13 protein-coding genes and 1 pseudogene are annotated in these 15,893 nt (G+C 69.6%); 8 read left to right on the forward strand and 6 right to left on the reverse strand.

The features are described 5' to 3' along the window. The first annotated feature begins 37 nt into the window (after window positions 1-37). Both Q0379_RS18110 and Q0379_RS18115 read left to right on the forward strand, forming a co-directional pair. A complete protein-coding gene (locus Q0379_RS18110; RefSeq protein ID WP_299014799.1) occupies window positions 38-1,036 on the forward strand; it encodes a D-cysteine desulfhydrase in 999 nt (332 codons plus the stop codon). Window positions 1,037-1,047: 11 nt separating this feature from the next. Continuing rightward, complete coding sequence (locus Q0379_RS18115) at window positions 1,048-1,713, forward strand: amino acid racemase (protein ID WP_299014802.1); 666 nt, start codon at window positions 1,048-1,050, stop codon at window positions 1,711-1,713. 205 nt (window positions 1,714-1,918) lie between these two features. On the opposite strand, the gene Q0379_RS18120 is transcribed toward Q0379_RS18115, so the two are convergent. From Q0379_RS18120 to Q0379_RS18130, 3 genes are all read right to left on the reverse strand, one after another. Further along, window positions 1,919-2,497 (reverse strand): SRPBCC family protein, encoded by a 579-nt coding sequence (locus Q0379_RS18120; RefSeq protein WP_366519337.1) that lies wholly within the window; start codon window positions 2,495-2,497, stop codon window positions 1,919-1,921. A 64-nt stretch (window positions 2,498-2,561) separates the two neighbouring features. Further along, window positions 2,562-2,822 carry a hypothetical protein gene (locus Q0379_RS18125; protein ID WP_299014805.1) on the reverse strand — a complete coding sequence of 87 codons (261 nt, stop codon included), beginning with the start codon at window positions 2,820-2,822 and terminating at the stop codon, window positions 2,562-2,564. A 77-nt stretch (window positions 2,823-2,899) separates the two neighbouring features. After that, a complete protein-coding gene (locus Q0379_RS18130) occupies window positions 2,900-5,755 on the reverse strand; it encodes an ATP-dependent DNA helicase (protein WP_299014808.1) in 2,856 nt (951 codons plus the stop codon). Between the two features lie 112 nt (window positions 5,756-5,867). Between Q0379_RS18130 and Q0379_RS18135 the strand changes: the two genes are divergently transcribed. The 4 genes from Q0379_RS18135 to pdeM are packed head-to-tail and all read left to right on the forward strand — an operon-like array spanning window position 5,868 to window position 9,953. Further along, a complete protein-coding gene (locus tag Q0379_RS18135) occupies window positions 5,868-6,458 on the forward strand; it encodes an SIMPL domain-containing protein (RefSeq protein WP_299014811.1) in 591 nt (196 codons plus the stop codon). Window positions 6,459-6,465: 7 nt separating this feature from the next. After that, window positions 6,466-6,627: a hypothetical protein gene (locus Q0379_RS18140; RefSeq protein ID WP_299014814.1), complete on the forward strand. Its 162-nt coding sequence runs from the start codon at window positions 6,466-6,468 to the stop codon at window positions 6,625-6,627. Between the two features lie 42 nt (window positions 6,628-6,669). Further along, the gene (locus Q0379_RS18145) at window positions 6,670-9,249 is read left to right on the forward strand and encodes a ligase-associated DNA damage response DEXH box helicase (RefSeq protein WP_299014816.1); all 2,580 of its coding nucleotides are present in this window, start codon (window positions 6,670-6,672) and stop codon (window positions 9,247-9,249) included. Continuing rightward, the gene (gene pdeM / locus Q0379_RS18150; RefSeq protein ID WP_299014819.1) at window positions 9,246-9,953 is read left to right on the forward strand and encodes a ligase-associated DNA damage response endonuclease PdeM; all 708 of its coding nucleotides are present in this window, start codon (window positions 9,246-9,248) and stop codon (window positions 9,951-9,953) included. Before Q0379_RS18145 ends, pdeM begins: the two co-directional genes overlap by 4 nt. Window positions 9,954-9,961: 8 nt before the next feature. On the opposite strand, the gene Q0379_RS18155 is transcribed toward pdeM, so the two are convergent. Together Q0379_RS18155 and Q0379_RS18160 are read right to left on the reverse strand one after the other, a co-directional pair. Then, window positions 9,962-10,423: a DUF3429 domain-containing protein gene (locus Q0379_RS18155; protein WP_299014822.1), complete on the reverse strand. Its 462-nt coding sequence runs from the start codon at window positions 10,421-10,423 to the stop codon at window positions 9,962-9,964. 189 nt (window positions 10,424-10,612) lie between these two features. Then, entirely contained in the window at window positions 10,613-13,480 is a 2,868-nt protein-coding gene (locus tag Q0379_RS18160) for a peptidoglycan-binding protein (RefSeq protein ID WP_299014825.1), read from the reverse strand. A gap of 208 nt (window positions 13,481-13,688) precedes the next feature. Between Q0379_RS18160 and Q0379_RS18165 the strand changes: the two genes are divergently transcribed. Beyond that, window positions 13,689-13,904 (forward strand): hypothetical protein, encoded by a 216-nt coding sequence (locus Q0379_RS18165; RefSeq protein WP_299014827.1) that lies wholly within the window; start codon window positions 13,689-13,691, stop codon window positions 13,902-13,904. On the opposite strand, the gene Q0379_RS18170 is transcribed toward Q0379_RS18165, so the two are convergent. Continuing rightward, complete coding sequence (locus Q0379_RS18170; RefSeq protein WP_299014830.1) at window positions 13,901-15,553, reverse strand: bifunctional lysylphosphatidylglycerol flippase/synthetase MprF; 1,653 nt, start codon at window positions 15,551-15,553, stop codon at window positions 13,901-13,903. The genes Q0379_RS18165 and Q0379_RS18170 overlap by 4 nt on opposite strands. 174 nt (window positions 15,554-15,727) lie before the next feature. Here Q0379_RS18170 and Q0379_RS18175 point away from each other — a divergent pair. Then, a pseudogene (locus Q0379_RS18175) lies at window positions 15,728-15,893 on the forward strand (acyl-CoA dehydrogenase); the annotation flags it as partial.

The following is a 15,893-nucleotide window of genomic DNA, read 5'->3' on the forward strand; positions in this document are numbered from 1 at the left end:
GCTAACAGAACAGCGACATTCCGAGGGACCACCGTTCATGCATCTCGCCCGCTTCCCCCGCGCCCGCTTCGCCCACCTGCCGACGCCGCTGGAGCCCCTGCCCCGCCTAGGCGCGGCGCTTGGGATCGATCTCTGGGTCAAGCGGGACGACTGCACCGGCCTGGCCGGCGGCGGCAACAAGACCCGCAAGCTGGAGTTCCTGCTCGGCGAGGCCCTGGCGCAGGGCGCCGACACCCTGGTCACCCAGGGCGCGGTGCAATCCAACCACGTGCGCCAGACGATCGCCGCCGGCGCGCGCTTTGGCCTGAAGACCGAGGTGATCCTGGAGGAGCGCACCGGCTCCAAGGCCGGCGACTACATGGGCAACGGCAACGTCCTGCTCGACAAGCTGATGGGCGCGGCGATCCGCTACGTCCCCGCCGGCAGCGACATGGTCGCCGAGTTGGAAGCGACGGCGGAGAGCGTCCGCCAGCGCGGCGGCAAGCCCTATGTCATTCCGGGCGGCGGCTCGAACACGGTCGGCGCGCTGGGCTACGTCGACTGCGCCCGCGAGCTGATCGTCCAGGCCGACCAGATGGACCTGAAGATCGACCGGCTGGTCACCGCCACCGGCAGCGCCGGCACCCACGCCGGTCTGGTCGCCGGCTTCGCGGCGCTGTCGGTCGACGTCCCGATCCTGGGCTTTGGCGTCCGCGCCCCCAAGCCCAAGCAGGAGGAGAACGTCTTCAACCTGGCCGTCGCCACCGCCGAGACGATCGGCGCGGCCGGGCGGGTCAGGCGCGAGGCGGTCGTGGCCGACTGCGACTATGTCGGCGAAGGCTATGGCCTGGTCGACCAGGGCGTGATCGACGCCCTCACCCTGACCGCCCGCACCGAAGGCCTGCTGCTGGACCCGGTCTATTCCGGCAAGGCGATGAAGGGCCTGATCGACCAGGCGCGCAAAGGCGCCTTCAACAACGAGCGCGTCGTCTTCCTGCATACGGGCGGCGCGCAAGGCCTGTTCGGCTATCAGAGCGTACTGGAGCCGGCGCTTTAGGGAGCGAACCGATGAGCAAGGTCCTCGGCGTCCTGGGTGGCATGGGGCCTGCCGCCACCCTCGACTTCCTCGCCAAGCTGCAGGCGGCCACGCCGGTCCAGCGCGAGCAGGATCACCTGCGCGTCCTGGTCGACATCAATCCCAAGGTCCCCGACCGGAACCACAGCGACTCCGATCCCGGCCCGGTCCTGGCCGGCATGGCCGCGGGCCTGAGGGACGCCGGCGCGCAGGTGCTGGCGATCGCCTGCAACACCGCCCACGCCTATGCCGACGCCGTCCGCGCCAGCGGCCTGCCTCTGATCGACATGCTGGAAACGGCGGGCCTCGCGGCCAAGGCGCAGGGCGCGAGCACGGTCGGCGTGCTTGGCACCGGCCTGGCGTTGGGCCTCTACCGCGACCGCTTCTTCCATATGGGCCTGGAGGTCGTCACGCTGGATGATCACGAGCAGGTCGAGTTCATGGCCCTGCTCTATCGCATCAAGCACGGCGACCTGGGCGCGGCGTCGCGCGAGACCATGGCCGCCCTGGCCCATCGCCTGGTCGGCAAGGGGGCCCAGACCGTCGTCGCCGGCTGCACCGAAGTGCCGCTGGTGCTGAGCGCCGAGGACCTTTCGGTCCCGTTCCTCGACGCCACCGAGACCCTCGCCCGGCGCTGCGTGGCGGTCTGTCTCAGCTAGGCCAGACATGAAAACGCCCCCGGGTCCGATCGAACCCGGGGGCGTCGTCCTGTTCCCCAACAGGACAGCGTCGAACGCCGCCGCTCCGGGCGCGGTCTCGCCTCAAAACCTGATCTCCAGCTATTGGCCGAAGATCAGTCGACGGACAACGCGTCCGGCTGTCGCAGCCAAAGCCGATGGCTGCCGCGCGGCTTGGGATCGGCGGCTATTCGCAGACGCGCCGCAGGTTCATCAGCACCTTGGGCGTATCGCGCCGCAGCGCTTCGCGCATGAGCGCCTTGGGGACGGGCCAATCCACCGCCAGCCGGTTCTCATAGAACACCCGGGTCCGGCGGCCGCCATCCAGTCCCTGGAGCCGCCATTCGCCCTGCTGGACCTTGAGGTCGCCCTCGACCAGCCGGAACCGGATCAGGCTGTAGGGCTCATAGTCCGAGCGGAACACGATCCGCATGCCCGGAAAAATCAGGTTTCGACGCGTGATGTGTTCGCGGATGTCCCAGCCGCGCGCCTGATCGCCCTCGACCACCCGACAGCCGGTCAAGGTGCTGATCATGGCCTTGGCCGCCGCGCAATCGGTCATGGTGCGCCAGACCTTCTGGATCGGCGCATCGATGTCGATCACCGCCCGCACATGGCCGGCGACGCCGTCTGGATCAGGCGTGACCTCGGCATAGGCCTCGCCGCGCTTGAGCGCCGACTGGGCCTTTGGCGTGAGATCGAAGGCGTGCGCGCTGGCGGCGCAAGCCGCCCAGATCGCCAGGGCAACCGAGATCCCAAACCGCATGACGCGCTCCACTTTCGCCGGGATACGTCGGCGCGGGGCGAGCGGATGGATGCCAGGCGTCAGTCTAGGAAGCGCGGCCCAAGGCGGCGCGGACCACCTCTGGAGCGTGGTCGATGACCCGAAGATAGGCCGCCAGCGCCGGATCCAGGCGAGCCTCGCCGTGCTCCAGATCCTGCAGCAGGGTCAGATCGATATGGAACACCGAGGCGAAATCGGCCTGCGAAAGCCCCGTGCGCCAGCGGACCGCCTGGACCAGGGCGCGGGCCGAGCGCGCACGCGCGGGGGTCTCGGCTTCATCGATCGCGGGGTCGGCATGTCGGGTCATGGGTACGCTCCTGTACTGGCCCTCCCCCATGGCGGACTTTTAGGACGCCCTCATTGCAGAAATTCGACGGCTTTGAGTCAGGAAGCCGCCAGATCGTCGCCCGGACGCTCCTCGGCCTTCTGGGCCAGGAAGGCGGCGGTCGCCTCGATCGCCTCGACCAGCCCGACCCGTTCGATCTGGACGCCCTCGGGCAAGCTCGAGAACAGCCGCGTCGGCGCGGCGGCGTCGAGCATCACGAAAACACCGCGATCATCGGCGCGGCGGATCAGGCGGCCAAACGCCTGGCTGATGCGAGCCCGCGCCACGGCGTCGTCATAGCCCTTGCCGCCGAACCGCAGGCGCCGGGCCTTGTGTAGCACGTCGGGACGAGGCCAGGGCACGCGATCGAAGACCAGCAGGCGCAACGACCGTCCCGGCACGTCCACCCCGTCGCGGATGGCGTCGGTGCCCAGCAGGCAGGCGTCCTCCTCCGCGCGGAAGATGTCGACCAGCGCCCCCACCTCCAGCGGATCGACGTGCTGGGCGTAGAGGGCCAGACCCTGATCGGCCAGCGGCGCGGCGATGCGCTCGTGCACGGCCTTCAGGCGGCGGATGGCGGTGAAGAGGCCAAGCCCGCCGCCGCCCGCCGCCAGGAACAGCTCCCGCATCGCGGCCGAGACCTGGCGCGGGTCCTCCTTGTTCACGTCGGTGACCACGAAGGCCTTGGCGTTGCTCTCGTAGTCGAACGGTGAGACCAGACGCAGCACCTTGGGCGCCGACGGCAGGCGGGCCGCGCCCGTGCGCATCTCGGCCAGGGCGAACGGGTCCTCCAGCGCCGGGTCGACCAGGGTGGCGCTGGTCACCAGCACCCCGTGGGCCGGCGACAGGACCGCCGCGCGCAGCGGCTCGGTCGGGTCCACCCAGTGACGGCGGCAGGCGGCGTCGACGACGCGGCCGTACAGGAACGTCGCTTCGAACCAGTCGACGAAGTCGGGATCGGTCTCGCTGGGGTCGACGTCGTCCTCCTCCAGCGCCTTCAGGATCGAGCGCCAGGCCGGCAGGGTCATGCGGGCGCGGCGATCAAGACCTCGGAGCGCGCCTTCGATGCGGGCGCGTTCGGAGGGGGCCAGATGCTCGGCCTCCTCGTCCAGCACGTCCTCCAGCGCGCGGGCCAGGGCCAGCAGCGGCGCCTCGATCGCGGCCAGGGCCTTGGCGGCTTCGGGCGCGCGCTCGCGGACGAGGTCGATCGGCGGCCGCGCGTCGCATTGCAGGCCAAGGTCCGCCCCGCCTCGCTCGCTGGTGCGGGCGCGCAGCTGCTCGATCACCGCGACCAGGAAGTTCTCGATCGGCCCGATCGGATTGATCTGACCGTCCGGCGGCGCGACGCGACCGGACCATCCCTCGCCCGGCAAGGCGGCGGCGGCGTGGATGGCCTGGCTCATCGCCTGCCGCGCGCCCTCGCGGTCGCCCAGGATATCGAGCAGGCGCGCCTCAAGCCCCCTGCCCCGTCGGCCGCGGCCCTCGGGTCCCCGGATCCAGCGGCGCAGTTCGGCCGCCTCCGCGCCCGACAAGGCGGCGGAGAAGGCGCTGTCGGCGGCCTCGAACAGGTGGTGGCCCTCATCAAAGACAATGCGCTTGAGGCTGGTCGTCTCGTTGTCGCCCTTCAGGCCCCGCGCCGTCCGCGCGCCGTCGAAGGCGGCCTGGGTCAGGACCAGGGCGTGATTGGCGATGACGATGTCGGCGCGCTTGGAGGCCCGCACCGCCTTTTCGATGAAGCAGATGCGATAGTGCTGGCAGCCGGCGTGGATGCACTCGCCGCGCCGGTCGACCAGGTTGGCGGGACTGGCCTGGGCCGAGGGGGGCACGGCGGACAGCGTCGGCAGCCAGGCCGGGAAGTCGCCGCCGGTCATGTCGCCGTCGCGCGTCGCCCGCGCCCACCGCGCGGTCAAGGCCAGACCGATCAGGTCGCCGTTGCCGAGCTGGGCGCCGTTGATCTGCTCCTGGAAGTTCAGCAGGCACAGGTAATTCTCGCGCCCCTTGCGGACCACCGCCTTGCGCGCCCGTTCCTTGGGGTCGGGATAGATCGAGCGGCTCTCGCGCTCGATCTGGCGCTGCAGGGCGCGGGTATAGGTGCTGACCCAGACCGACGGGCCATTGGCCTCGGCCCAGAGCGAGGCCGGCGCCAGATAGCCTAGAGTCTTGCCGACGCCCGTGCCGGCTTCCGCCAGCATCATGCGCGGCTCGCCCTCGCGCTCGCGCGGCTGGAAGGCGTAGGACGCCTCCTTGGCGAAGGTCGCCTGCGCCTCGCGGATCTCTTCGAGGCCCGAGCGTTGCAGGAGTTCGGTCAGGCGCTGGCCCGCGCGCTCAGGGTCGATGGGTCGCGAGCCGGCCTCGCCGGGCGGCGCCTGGTCCTCCCACTCGGGCAGCCGCGCCCAGACGTCGAGGCCCGAACCTCGGAACTGGTTGCCGGCCGGGACCGAGCGCAACGCGCCGATCACGGCGGGTCCCCAGGACCAGCCGGCCTTGGCCAGGGTCTCGGCCACGGCCAGAGCCTCCTCCCGCGAGGGGACCGGCGTCAGCGCGAGTTCGCGCAGCAGGGCGTCGGCGCTCTCGCGCAGGCTCTGGGCCTGCTGGGCGGCGCCGTGCGGTTCGGGCAGGCCCAGCGCCATGGCCAGGCCCACCGCCGAGGGCGCGCAGAAGGCGCCGGGACGGACGAAGGCGTGCAGCTCCAGAACGTCGAACAGGCGGGGGTTTCGTGAGGGCGGCGACAGGTTCAGGCGGCGCGCCGTCATCGCGCCGTGCGCGACCAGGACCGGGCCATGCTCGAACAGGTCGCGGGCGTCCGGCGCGCGCAGCATCCGTCCCTCGCCGCCGCCGTCGGCCACGCCGGCGCGCGGCCCGGGCAGGACGACCAGGGCTGGAGCCAAGTCCAGAGTCGGCGGGGAAGCGGTCACGCGAGTCTGTTAGCAAAAGCGCGCCGAAACAGAAAGGGAACACTGGATAACGTTTGCCAGAGCCTGCCTCAGCCTTGAATACTCGATCCGCAACCTCCAATGGAGCTGTACTGTGCGCCTTTTCACCTTCGCCGCCTGCCTCGTCGCCCTCGCCACGCCCGCGCTGGCCGCGGAGGTCCAGCCGCCAACGATTGCCGTGATCGGCGTTGGGCGCGCCGAACGGCTCGCCGACTACGCTTTTCTCAACTTCACGATGCGCGGCGAAGGAACGACGGCTCCGCAGGCGGTCAAGGCGTTGACCGATGTCCAGGCCAAGATCGACGCCAGCCTTCCCAAGTTGCCCGGCAAGCCGACGACCGAGATGCGTAGCACGTCACTGCTCATCCGCGAGGTGCGCGCCAAGGGCTGCGAGAACCGCGGTTATCCGGTACCGACCTCGGGGGACTGCGCCGTGGTGGGCGCCGTCGCCACGCAGAGTTTCCAGGTGCGCGTTACGCCCGCGTCGCGGGCTGGCGACGCGGCTTCCTTGGTGGCGCAGATCGGCGGCGTCGACGTCAACGTCGCCGGAGGCGGGGTCAGCGACGAGAACGCCCTGGACGATGCGGCGATGCGAGACGCGGTGGCCGACGCCCGGCGTCAGGCTCTACTGTTGGCCGCCGCGTCGGGGGGTCAAGCTCGGACCAGTCATTCGCGTCCAGGATAGTCAGGCCATGCCGGTCGTGACCGCCTACGCCAACAGTGTTCCAGCCCCGCCTCCGCCGCCGCCGCCCCTGCCTGTTCCGCCCGTGCAGCTAAGCTCGCCACTCAACTACACCCCCCAGCCGATCGTCCGGACCGCCCGCGTGATGGTCACCTACGGGCTGGAGCCTTAATCGCTGGACGAAACAGAAAGAGAACATGCTATATCGCGGATAATGTCCGCAGGCGACGCCCTTCCCCCTCGCTTCCAGCAATGGTTCGCCGATCGTGGCTGGAGCCCGCGCGCGCACCAGCTGGCCATGCTGGAGAAGGCGCGCCAGGGGCGCGGCGCCCTGCTGATCGCCCCCACGGGCGGCGGCAAGACCCTGGCCGGCTTCCTGCCCAGCCTGATCGAGTTGGCCGAGCGGCCGCCGCGCAACGCGCCGGCCGGCGTGCACACCCTCTACATCTCGCCGCTGAAGGCCTTGGCCGTCGATGTCGAGCGCAACCTGCTCACGCCGATCCGCGAGATGGGCCTGCCGATCGTCGCCGAGAGCCGCACCGGCGACACCGGCGAGAGCCGCAAGGCCCGCCAGCGCATCCGCCCGCCGGACATCCTGCTGACCACGCCCGAGCAGCTGGCCCTGTTCTGCGCCTGGGAAGGCGCGCGCGAATACTTCGCCGACCTCTCCTGCGTGATCATCGATGAGGCCCACGCCATCTGGCCCTCCAAGCGCGGGGACCTCTTGGCGTTGGGCTTGGCGCGGCTGCAACAATTCGCGCCGAACATGCGGCGGGTGGGCCTGTCGGCGACGGTCGACGATCCGGATCTGGTGCGGACGTGGCTGGGGGTGAATCGAGCGGAAGATCCTCCCCCGCGAGCGGGGGAGGTGTCGGCGGAGCCGACGGAGGGGGCCAGCACGGCCGACCTCCAGTTCGCCCCCTCCGGCCCTCCGGGCCACCTCCCCCGCGCCCGGGGGAGGATCTCCGAACCCGACATCGACCTCGTCCTGGGCTCGGGCGGCGCGCAGCCGGTTGTCGAGGTGCTGGTGTCCGGTGGCCGCGTGCCGTGGGCCGGCCATACGGCCGAGCACGCCATGGCCGAGGTCTATGAGATCATCAAGGCGTCGAAGACGGCCCTCGTCTTCGTCAACACCCGGTTCCAGGCCGAGTTCGCGTTCCAGCGCCTGTGGGAGCTGAACGAGGACGACCTGCCGATCGCCCTGCACCACGGCAGCCTGTCGGCCGAGCAGCGCCGCAAGGTCGAGGCGGCCATGGCGCGCGGCGCGTTGCGGGCCGTGGTCTGCACCTCCACGCTCGACATGGGCATCGACTGGGGCGACGTCGACCTCGTGATCCAGCTGGCCGCGCCCAAGGGCGCCTCGCGGATGGTGCAGCGGATCGGCCGCGCCAACCACCGTCTGGACGAGCCCAGCCGCGCCCTGTTCGTGCCCGCCAGCCGCTTCGAGATGCTGGAGTGCCGCGCCGCCGCCGACGCCATCCTGGAGAACCACCTGGACGGCGATCCGCCGCGCGTCGGCACCCTGGACACCCTGGCCCAGCACGTCATGGGCTGCGCCTGCTCCGAGCCGTTCGACATGCTCGCCCTGTACGAGGAGGTCCGCTCGGCGGGCCCCTATGCGGACCTCACCTGGGAGGACTTCGAGACCGTCGTCGACTTCGTCTCGACCGGCGGCTACGCCCTGCGCACCTACGACAAGTTCCGGCGGATCGTGAAGAACGCCGACGGCCTCTGGACCGCTCGCAACGCTCAGGCCAGGCAGCAGCACCGGATGAACGTCGGCGCCATCGTCTCGCCCGGCATGATCAACATCCGCATCGGCGGCGGGCGTCGTCCGATGGGAGGCCGCAAGATCGGCGAGGCCGAAGAAGGCTATTTCGAGCAGCTGACGCCGGGCGACACCTTCGTCTTCGCGGGTCAGGTTTGGCGCTACAACAGCCTGGTGGGGGCCGACGCCTTCGTCACGCCCGCGCCGAACGACGACCCGAAGATGCCCAGCTGGGGCGGCTCGAAGTTCCCGCTATCGACCTATCTGGCCAGCCGGGTGCGCCAGATGATGCACGACGAGACCGAGTGGACCGCCCTGCCCGGCGACGTCCAGGAGTGGCTGGCCTGGCAGAAGATCCGCTCGGCGATCCCCGACGAGGGCGAGATGCTGCTGGAGACCTTCCCGCGCGGGAAGCGCCACCACTTAGTCTGCTATCCGTTCGACGGCCGCCTCGCCCACACCACCCTCGCCATGCTGCTGACGCGGCGGCTGGACCGGCTGGGCGTCGGACCGCTGGGTTTCGTCTGCAACGACTACGCCCTGAACATCTGGTCGCTGCGACCGATGGACGAGCTCGACCTCGACGAGCTATTCGCCCAGGACATGCTGGGCGACGACCTCGAGGCCTGGCTCGACGAGAGCTTCATGATGAAGCGGGCCTTCAAGCAGTGCGCCCTGATCGCCGGCCTGATCGAACGCCGCCATCCCGGCGCTGAGAAGTCCGGCCGCCAGGTGACCTTCTCGACGGACCTGATCTACGACGTTCTGCGCAAACACCAACCCGATCACCTGATGTTGCGCTGCGCCCGCCACGACGCGGCGACCGGCATGCTCGATATCGCGCGTCTGGGCGACATGCTCTCCCGCGTGAAGGGCAAGATCCGCCACGTGGCGCTGGATCGCGTTTCCCCCTTCGCCGTGCCGATCATGCTGGAGATCGGTCGCGAGCGCGCGCCAGGCGACGCCGCCGGCGAAATGATCTTGGCCGAGGCCGAGGAAGACTTGATCGCCGAGGCCATGCATTGACCCGCTTTTCCCCTTCTCCCTGCGGCGGCCTGCGGATCGCCCTGTGCGATATCGAGGTCATGCTGCGCTGGTCTGGCGCGATGTGGCTGGAGGACGAGCGCACCCTGGTGGTCGCCGACCTGCACTTCGAGAAGGGCAGCAGCTACGCCGCGCGCTTTGGCCAGATGCTGCCGCCCTACGACACGCGCGAGACCCTCGATCGCCTGGACCGTGAAATCTCCCTTCTCTCGCCCCAGCGGCTGATCTTCCTGGGTGACAGCTTCCACGACGGCGCTGGCGAGGCGCGGCTGGCGGCGGACGACTACCGGCGACTGGAGGGTCTGGCGCTGGGACGCGAGCTGATCTGGGCGGTGGGCAATCACGACGCCGACGGGCCCAAGGCGCTGCCGGGCGACGTCATCGATGAAACGATGCTGATAGGGCTGACGCTGCGCCACGAGCCTCAGCCGGGCGTTCAACTCGGCGAAGTGGCCGGCCACCTGCACCCGGCCGCCAAGGTCTCCAGCGGCCGAGGAACGGTCCGGCGACGGTGCTTCGTGACCGACGGCCAGCGGCTGGTGCTGCCCGCGTTCGGCGCCTTCACCGGCGGACTGAACATCCTGGACGAGGCGTTCTCGAACCTGTTCGGAGGATCAATGCTGGCTGGGGCGCTGGGGCCCAAACGCGTGCACGCGGTGGGGATGAAGTCTCTGCGGCCGGACTAGCAGCGACGCTACATATGCAGCGCCTGCTCCAGCGAGAAGGCCAGCGAAATGGCCGCGCCGGCGGTCAGAAGCGTGCGCATGCGCGGACGCCAGGTCGGGCCTTCGTGATTGGTCACGTCCCAAACCCATTGCAGCAGCAGCAGCAGCAGGAAGCCGGACAGCTGCCAGGCGGGATCGAATCTCAACTCGCCCAGGAGAAGGCCGAAGCCGGCCAGCGGAAACAGCAGCGACAGGCCGAGGACCGACCAGCGTGGGCTGGCGTTCTCGATCTCCAGGCCCGTGCGCACGCCGCCAAAGTACGACACCATCGCGGTCGAATAGGCCCGCAAAGCCACCAGCGCGGGGCTCTGGATCTTGGCGGGGCCGTAGCAGAACAAGGCCGATGAGACGAAGAATGGAATGAGGGTCGAAAGCCCAAAGACCCATACCGCCGTTGGAACCGGCGTCCGCGCGCCCACGGACTCGTTCATGATCAACTCCTTCGGAAGGCGGCCGAAACCGCCTCCCCTGCCCCGAACGGGACTATTACCGACGCGAAGCCAGAGGTCCACGGACGATCTTTCGTGAAACGATAGCGCGTTCGCGCGACGCTCGCCTTTCTAGCGATCAAGGATCGATCGCTGGACCTGCCATTTCGGCGCTTCGGGTGTCGGGGCCCCTTAGTGGGCCGAGGCCGCCAGATGACCCAGCGTCTCGCCATCGACCTCGCCCGAGGCGGGCAGGCCCTGGTCGCGCTGATAGGCGGCGATCGCCATCCGCAGCGCCGGCGAGGCGACGCCGTCGCGAGGTCCTTGATAGTAGCCCAGCCGCGACAGGGCCTGTTGGGCCATGCTCAGATCACCGCGCGCTGGGGTGGCGGCCGTGGTGGCAGCCGCCGTCTGAATCGGGGCCTGGGCGCGGAAGGCCAGGGCCGAACGGTCCGCCGTCTGCAGCGCCTCGGCCGTCAGCTGCGGACGCAGGGCGTTGGCGCGGCTGCGGGCCGTCGCATCGCCCCCTCGACCGGCGATCACGTACCACTTGTAGGCTTCGGCGGCGTTTCGGCTGACGCCCAGACCGCTTTCATAGAGCTGGGCCAGGTTGAACTGGCTGTCGACCAGGCCAGTGTCGGCGGCCTTGCGGAACCACACGGCGGCGGTCGTCGAGTTGCGCGGGCCGCCTTCGCCTTTGAAATAATAGAGCGCCAGGTTGTGCATGGCGCGCGGGTCGCCGCCGTTGGCGGCCCGCTCGCTCCAGCGACGCGCCTCGACCATGTCGCGCTTGACGCCGCCCTTGCCGCTCTCGAGCAGCTTCGACAGGTAGAACTGAGCGGGCGGATAGCCGCCGCTCGCGACGCGCTTGAGGCCTTCCAGGCCCGCGCGGTCGCCGGTTTCGATCTTACGGATGGACTCGACGAACAGGGCCTTGGCTTCGTCGGACAGGGCCGAAGTTGTCGGGGCGACTTCGGCCTGAACGGGCGCGGCCGGCGCCGTTGCCAGAGCGACCGCGGCGCGCGAGCCGGTCGGGGCGGCGCTGGCCTGGGCCGGCTTCCGCTCCGCCAAGGCCTGAGCGGCGCGCGACGTGTCCGCGCCAGCGTTCTGATCGCCCAGCAGCAGCAGCCCGCCGACACACGCGCCAATCACGGCGGCGCTGCCGACCGCGATGGCCACGCTGGCCACGGTCGTGCCCATGCGGCGCTTGGGCTTCTTGGCCGAGAAGGCGCCGAAGCCGCCGAACAGCGAGCCGCCCGTCTTCTCGGCCTTGGCCTTATGGCCCGCGCCGACGCCCTTGGCGTCCGCGGCGGCGGCGGCGCGAGCGGCCGCGCGGGCCTGCTCGATGATCTCGCGGGTCGACAGCGGACGTTCCGGCTGAGCGGGCGCGGCTTGAGGCGCGGCCGCTCGCGGGGCGTCGTCCAGCTCCTCTTCCTCGTCCAGCGCGTCGACGAAGGCGAAGTCATCGGCGCCGAGCTCGTCGTCCTCGATCTCGTCCAGCGGGAATGCGTCGAGATCACGGTCGGCCGGCGGCGGCGCATCGAACACGTCGTCATCGGCGAAGGGCGAGGCCTCGCCGAGCGCGACATCGTCCTCGAAAGGCGCGGCGGGCGGCGGCGTGAATTCGGTGACCGGTTCAGGCGCGGGCGGGGCGACGGGCTCCGGCTTGCGCTGGGCCTCGTGCAGACGCGTGTCGATCTTGTCGCGCGCTTCCTCCAGCATGCGGAGCGTGCGCTCCTCGCTCTGGCGGATGCGGTCCAGCAGCTCCTGGCTGGAGCGTTCGTGGCGTTGGTTCAGGCGCTCGGTGACCCGCGCGACCTGCTCGCCGACATCGTCGATCGCCAGGGCGTTGCGGCGCTCGGCGCTGCCGATGCGCTCGGTCAGCCGTTCGGTGATGCGCGCGATCTCCGCGCCCAGCTTTTCCAGAGCCTGGCCCTGGACGCTGTCGTTGCGGTTCAGGCGAGTCTCGACGCTGGCGGCGATCCGCGCGACCTCGCCCCCGACCTGTTCGATCGCGGCGGCGCTGCGGTTCTCGGCGGTCTGGACGCGGCGATTGAAGGCGTCGGCGACGCTGACGACCTCGCGCCCCATGCGCTCGATAGCCTGGGCCGAGCGCTGCTCGGCGGCCTCGACGTGGGCGGCCATCTCGCCCAGCTTGCGCTCCATGCGGTCGAAGCGGCCGTCGGCGGTCTCGCGCAGCCGCTCGGCCATTTCCAGGCGCGCGGCTTCCATCTTCTCGCTGAGCGTGGCGGCCAGGCTGTCGAGGCGCTCCTGCACGCCGGCGGCGGGATTGGCGTTCTCGACGACGCCCAGGCGCTCGTCGAGCGCCGAGAACGAGGCGCTGAGTTCGCGCAGGGCTTCGCTGGTCCGGGTCTCGGCGGCCTCGAGCCGCTCGCCCAAGCGGGCGACGACGGCCTCGACCAGCTCGTTCGGATCTTGCGAGGGCGGCGCGGCTTGCGCGTCCAGGCGGGCTTCCAGGGCGGCGATGGCCTCGCGGGTGCGCGCCTCGCCGTCATAGAGATGGCCGGCGACCTTGCCCAAGGCCCCTTCCAGGGCGCGGAGGGCTTCCACAGACCGCGGCCCAGCGGCCTCGGCCTCGATGCGACGGAGGCGCTCGGCGGTGCGGGTCTGTTCGGTCTTCAGCTCGTCCACCGCGCCTTCGAAGCGAGCGGCGACGGCGATCTGCTCGCGCTCGGCGCGGCCCAACCGGGCGATGGCGTCGCGAACGGAATGGTCGATGCCGGAGATGGCGGCGGCGTTGCGGCCCTCGGCCACTTCGATGCGACGGGTCAGGCGGTCCAGCGCCACGGCGACGCGACCAACCTGGTCGGTCTGCTCGGCGATCTCGGCGCGGGTCGGCTGGTCGCGGACGACTTCCAGATGCGCGCGGCTCGGGGCCTCTTCGCTCGCGGGACGGTAGTCGGTCTGACCATCGCCTTCGATGATCATCCGGTTCAGCCACTCGCCCAAGGTCATGCCGGAGCGACGCGCGAGGTCTTTGGCGACCTCACGTGCCTTGGGGTCGATCCCCTTAACGCTCCATGGCGAAGCCGCCGTCATGCGAATCTATCTCCCCGCATCTGGGGAAAACGCTAGTCAGCGATTCCTGGGGTGTAAACGCGACGTAAACGCTAGATATAGCGCCTACCCAAATCACTGTGGAGGAATCGGGACACACGTCCATAGTTCTGTAGCGCGGTTCAAAAGCAAGAGGGTTAACGCGACTTAACTATTTGCCAGGCGTATTGTCGCAGGCCTAGAAGCCGCCATGGACCTGCCCCTGACCCTCGCGGCCTGCGCTCTTTTCCTTGTCCTGGCGATCGTTTGCGGATGGCTCGGCGCCCGTCCGATCAATGTTTTAAAGGGTCCGCGCATGGTCCCGTGGCGTCCGCTGATGATGGCCTGCGTCGTCGCCCTGATGCTGATGATGGTGCATCTGGCCAACCTTCTGGGTTTCCAGACTGGCAACCAACCGCGCTACTAGGTCGCGGCCTTCTTCGGCCGTTTCGCGAGGCCGGAGACCCCGCCCGAGGACAACAGACCGATGTCGGCGAGCAGGAAAGGGATCGCCCATTTCTGGGGCGCGGCAATGTAGCGCGGCTGCCAGACGGGGTCGTATTTGTCCTTGTACCGCCGAACGCCCTGGAAATTGTAGATCTCCTCCCCGCGCTCGTAGAGCAGTCGGCCGACGCGCGACATGATCGGCGCCAGGGGGCGATCCTCCAGACCCGCCAGCGGCGCGACGCCAAATTCGAACGCCTGGTAGCCCTCGTCCTTGCCCCATTGCAGAAGCTCGACGAACAGATAGTCCATGACGTTCTTGGGCGCTTCGTCCGAGTAGCGCATCAGGTCCATCGAGAACGCGGTCTTCGACGCCGTCAGCCAAAGGGTGGCGAAGGCGACGATCTTGCCCTCCTCGCCGCGCACCACCGCCACCGGGAACTCGGCGACATAGCGCGGGTCGAAGCCGCCCATCGAGAAGCTCTTCTCGCCGCCGGCGTGGTGACTGAGCCAGGCGTCGGAGATCGCCTTCAGCTCGTCCATGATCGCGTTGGCCGCGCCCACGGGCAGGACCTCGAAGGCGGCGCCGCCCTCCCCGGCCTTGCGCCAGTTGCGTCGCAGGACCTCGCGACGGCGGCCGACCAGGCTGAACGCCTCCAGCGGCACGGCCGCGCTCTCGCCGGTCTTCTGTATGGCCAGGCCCAGGTCGACGGAGTCCGGCAGATCTTCCGGCCCAAGGCCATAGAAGCCGGCGCGGGCGGCGTGGGCGTCGGCCAGTTCGCGGAAGCGCCAGAAGAGCTCCATGCGTTCGTCGCGACGACCGACCGGCGCGCCCAGGGCGATCCAGGAACGGCCGCGTACGCCGAACATCAGAAAGGTCTCGCCCGAGGCCGAGAACAGGAAGCGCTTGTCGCCCAGCAAGGCCAGGTTGGCGCTAGGCTCGGCGTCCTCGGCCTTGGCCAGGATGGCCCGGACCCGGTCGAACTCCGGATCGGTGTCGTCCACCACCGCCGGCGTCGCCGCCGTCGAGATTAGCCGCCAGACGCCCACGGCCAGCAGCACGATGGCCGCCGCCACCGATGAGCGGATGGCGCGCGCCGCCTCGTCGTGGTCTTGCAGAATGCGAATCCAGGACTTGTCGGCGAATTCGGTGTGGTGGAATGACCACCAGCCCAGGAGGCCCGCGCCGCCGATCGCCGCGGCGGCCGACAGCAGCCAGCCTGGCGCGATCTCCATCTTGGTCAGGGCCGCCTTGCGCGGGAACGCATCCCGGAACGGCAGGATGGCCAGGAAGCAGACCAGCAGCATCGCCGTCTCTTCCCAGTTCAGCCCCTTGAAGATCGCCAGCACGGCGGCGGACGCCAGCACGATCAGAGCCGCCCACCAGGCCGCGCCCAGGCGCGAGCGCAGACCAAAGGCCAGCAGCAGCAGCACCAAACCCAGGATCGACGAGAAGAAGTGGCTGATCTCGATCAGCAGGTCGGGCGCGAAGGCCAGAAGGAGCAGGAAGCGGGTGGGCTCAGACGGCGTGGCCCCCGAAGCCAGAAGCATGACCCCAGCCGACGCGGTGAGGATCGCCGCCAAGGTGGGGGCGATCGCGAGAGCCGCGGGCCTGAAAACTGTCGAGGACATCCAGATCCCGAAACGACGAATCCCTGACGGGATCCAGCAGCAGCCTCATATAGCCTGCAAAGTGTGAACGGGTCGCGGCCGTTGAGGCGAACGACCGTTTGAATCGACTTGCCCAAGCCCGCGTGTGGCGTAGTGTGGGCGCAACAAGGAATGTCCGCTTAGGGAGATGAGACGATGGCCGATTTCGGGGGAACCGAACTCGACGCCTTCCGCGCCGAGACCCGCGCCTGGCTGGAGGCCAACTATCCAAAGTCCCTGAGCACGCCGATGGCCGAGGACGAGGCGCCGTGGGGCGGCCGCAAGATGGTCTGGAAGAACCCCGACGCCAAACTGTGGCTGG

Source organism: uncultured Caulobacter sp. (genome assembly GCF_937900395.1).
In the GTDB taxonomy this organism is placed as follows: domain Bacteria; phylum Pseudomonadota; class Alphaproteobacteria; order Caulobacterales; family Caulobacteraceae; genus Caulobacter.

What these genes read in the sequence shown, in the direction of transcription:
- Q0379_RS18110 (WP_299014799.1), top strand. Translation starts at nt 38, where the DNA reads ATGCATCTCGCCCGCTTCCCCCGCGCCCGCTTCGCCCACCTGCCGACG.
- Q0379_RS18115 (WP_299014802.1), top strand. Translation starts at nt 1,048, where the DNA reads ATGAGCAAGGTCCTCGGCGTCCTGGGTGGCATGGGGCCTGCCGCCACC.
- Q0379_RS18120 (WP_366519337.1), bottom strand. Translation starts at nt 2,497, where the DNA reads ATGCGGTTTGGGATCTCGGTTGCCCTGGCGATCTGGGCGGCTTGCGCC.
- Q0379_RS18125 (WP_299014805.1), bottom strand. Translation starts at nt 2,822, where the DNA reads ATGACCCGACATGCCGACCCCGCGATCGATGAAGCCGAGACCCCCGCG.
- Q0379_RS18140 (WP_299014814.1), top strand. Translation starts at nt 6,466, where the DNA reads ATGCCGGTCGTGACCGCCTACGCCAACAGTGTTCCAGCCCCGCCTCCG.
- Q0379_RS18145 (WP_299014816.1), top strand. Translation starts at nt 6,670, where the DNA reads ATGTCCGCAGGCGACGCCCTTCCCCCTCGCTTCCAGCAATGGTTCGCC.
- Q0379_RS18155 (WP_299014822.1), bottom strand. Translation starts at nt 10,423, where the DNA reads ATGAACGAGTCCGTGGGCGCGCGGACGCCGGTTCCAACGGCGGTATGG.
- Q0379_RS18160 (WP_299014825.1), bottom strand. Translation starts at nt 13,480, where the DNA reads ATGACGGCGGCTTCGCCATGGAGCGTTAAGGGGATCGACCCCAAGGCA.
- Q0379_RS18165 (WP_299014827.1), top strand. Translation starts at nt 13,689, where the DNA reads ATGGACCTGCCCCTGACCCTCGCGGCCTGCGCTCTTTTCCTTGTCCTG.
- Q0379_RS18170 (WP_299014830.1), bottom strand. Translation starts at nt 15,553, where the DNA reads ATGTCCTCGACAGTTTTCAGGCCCGCGGCTCTCGCGATCGCCCCCACC.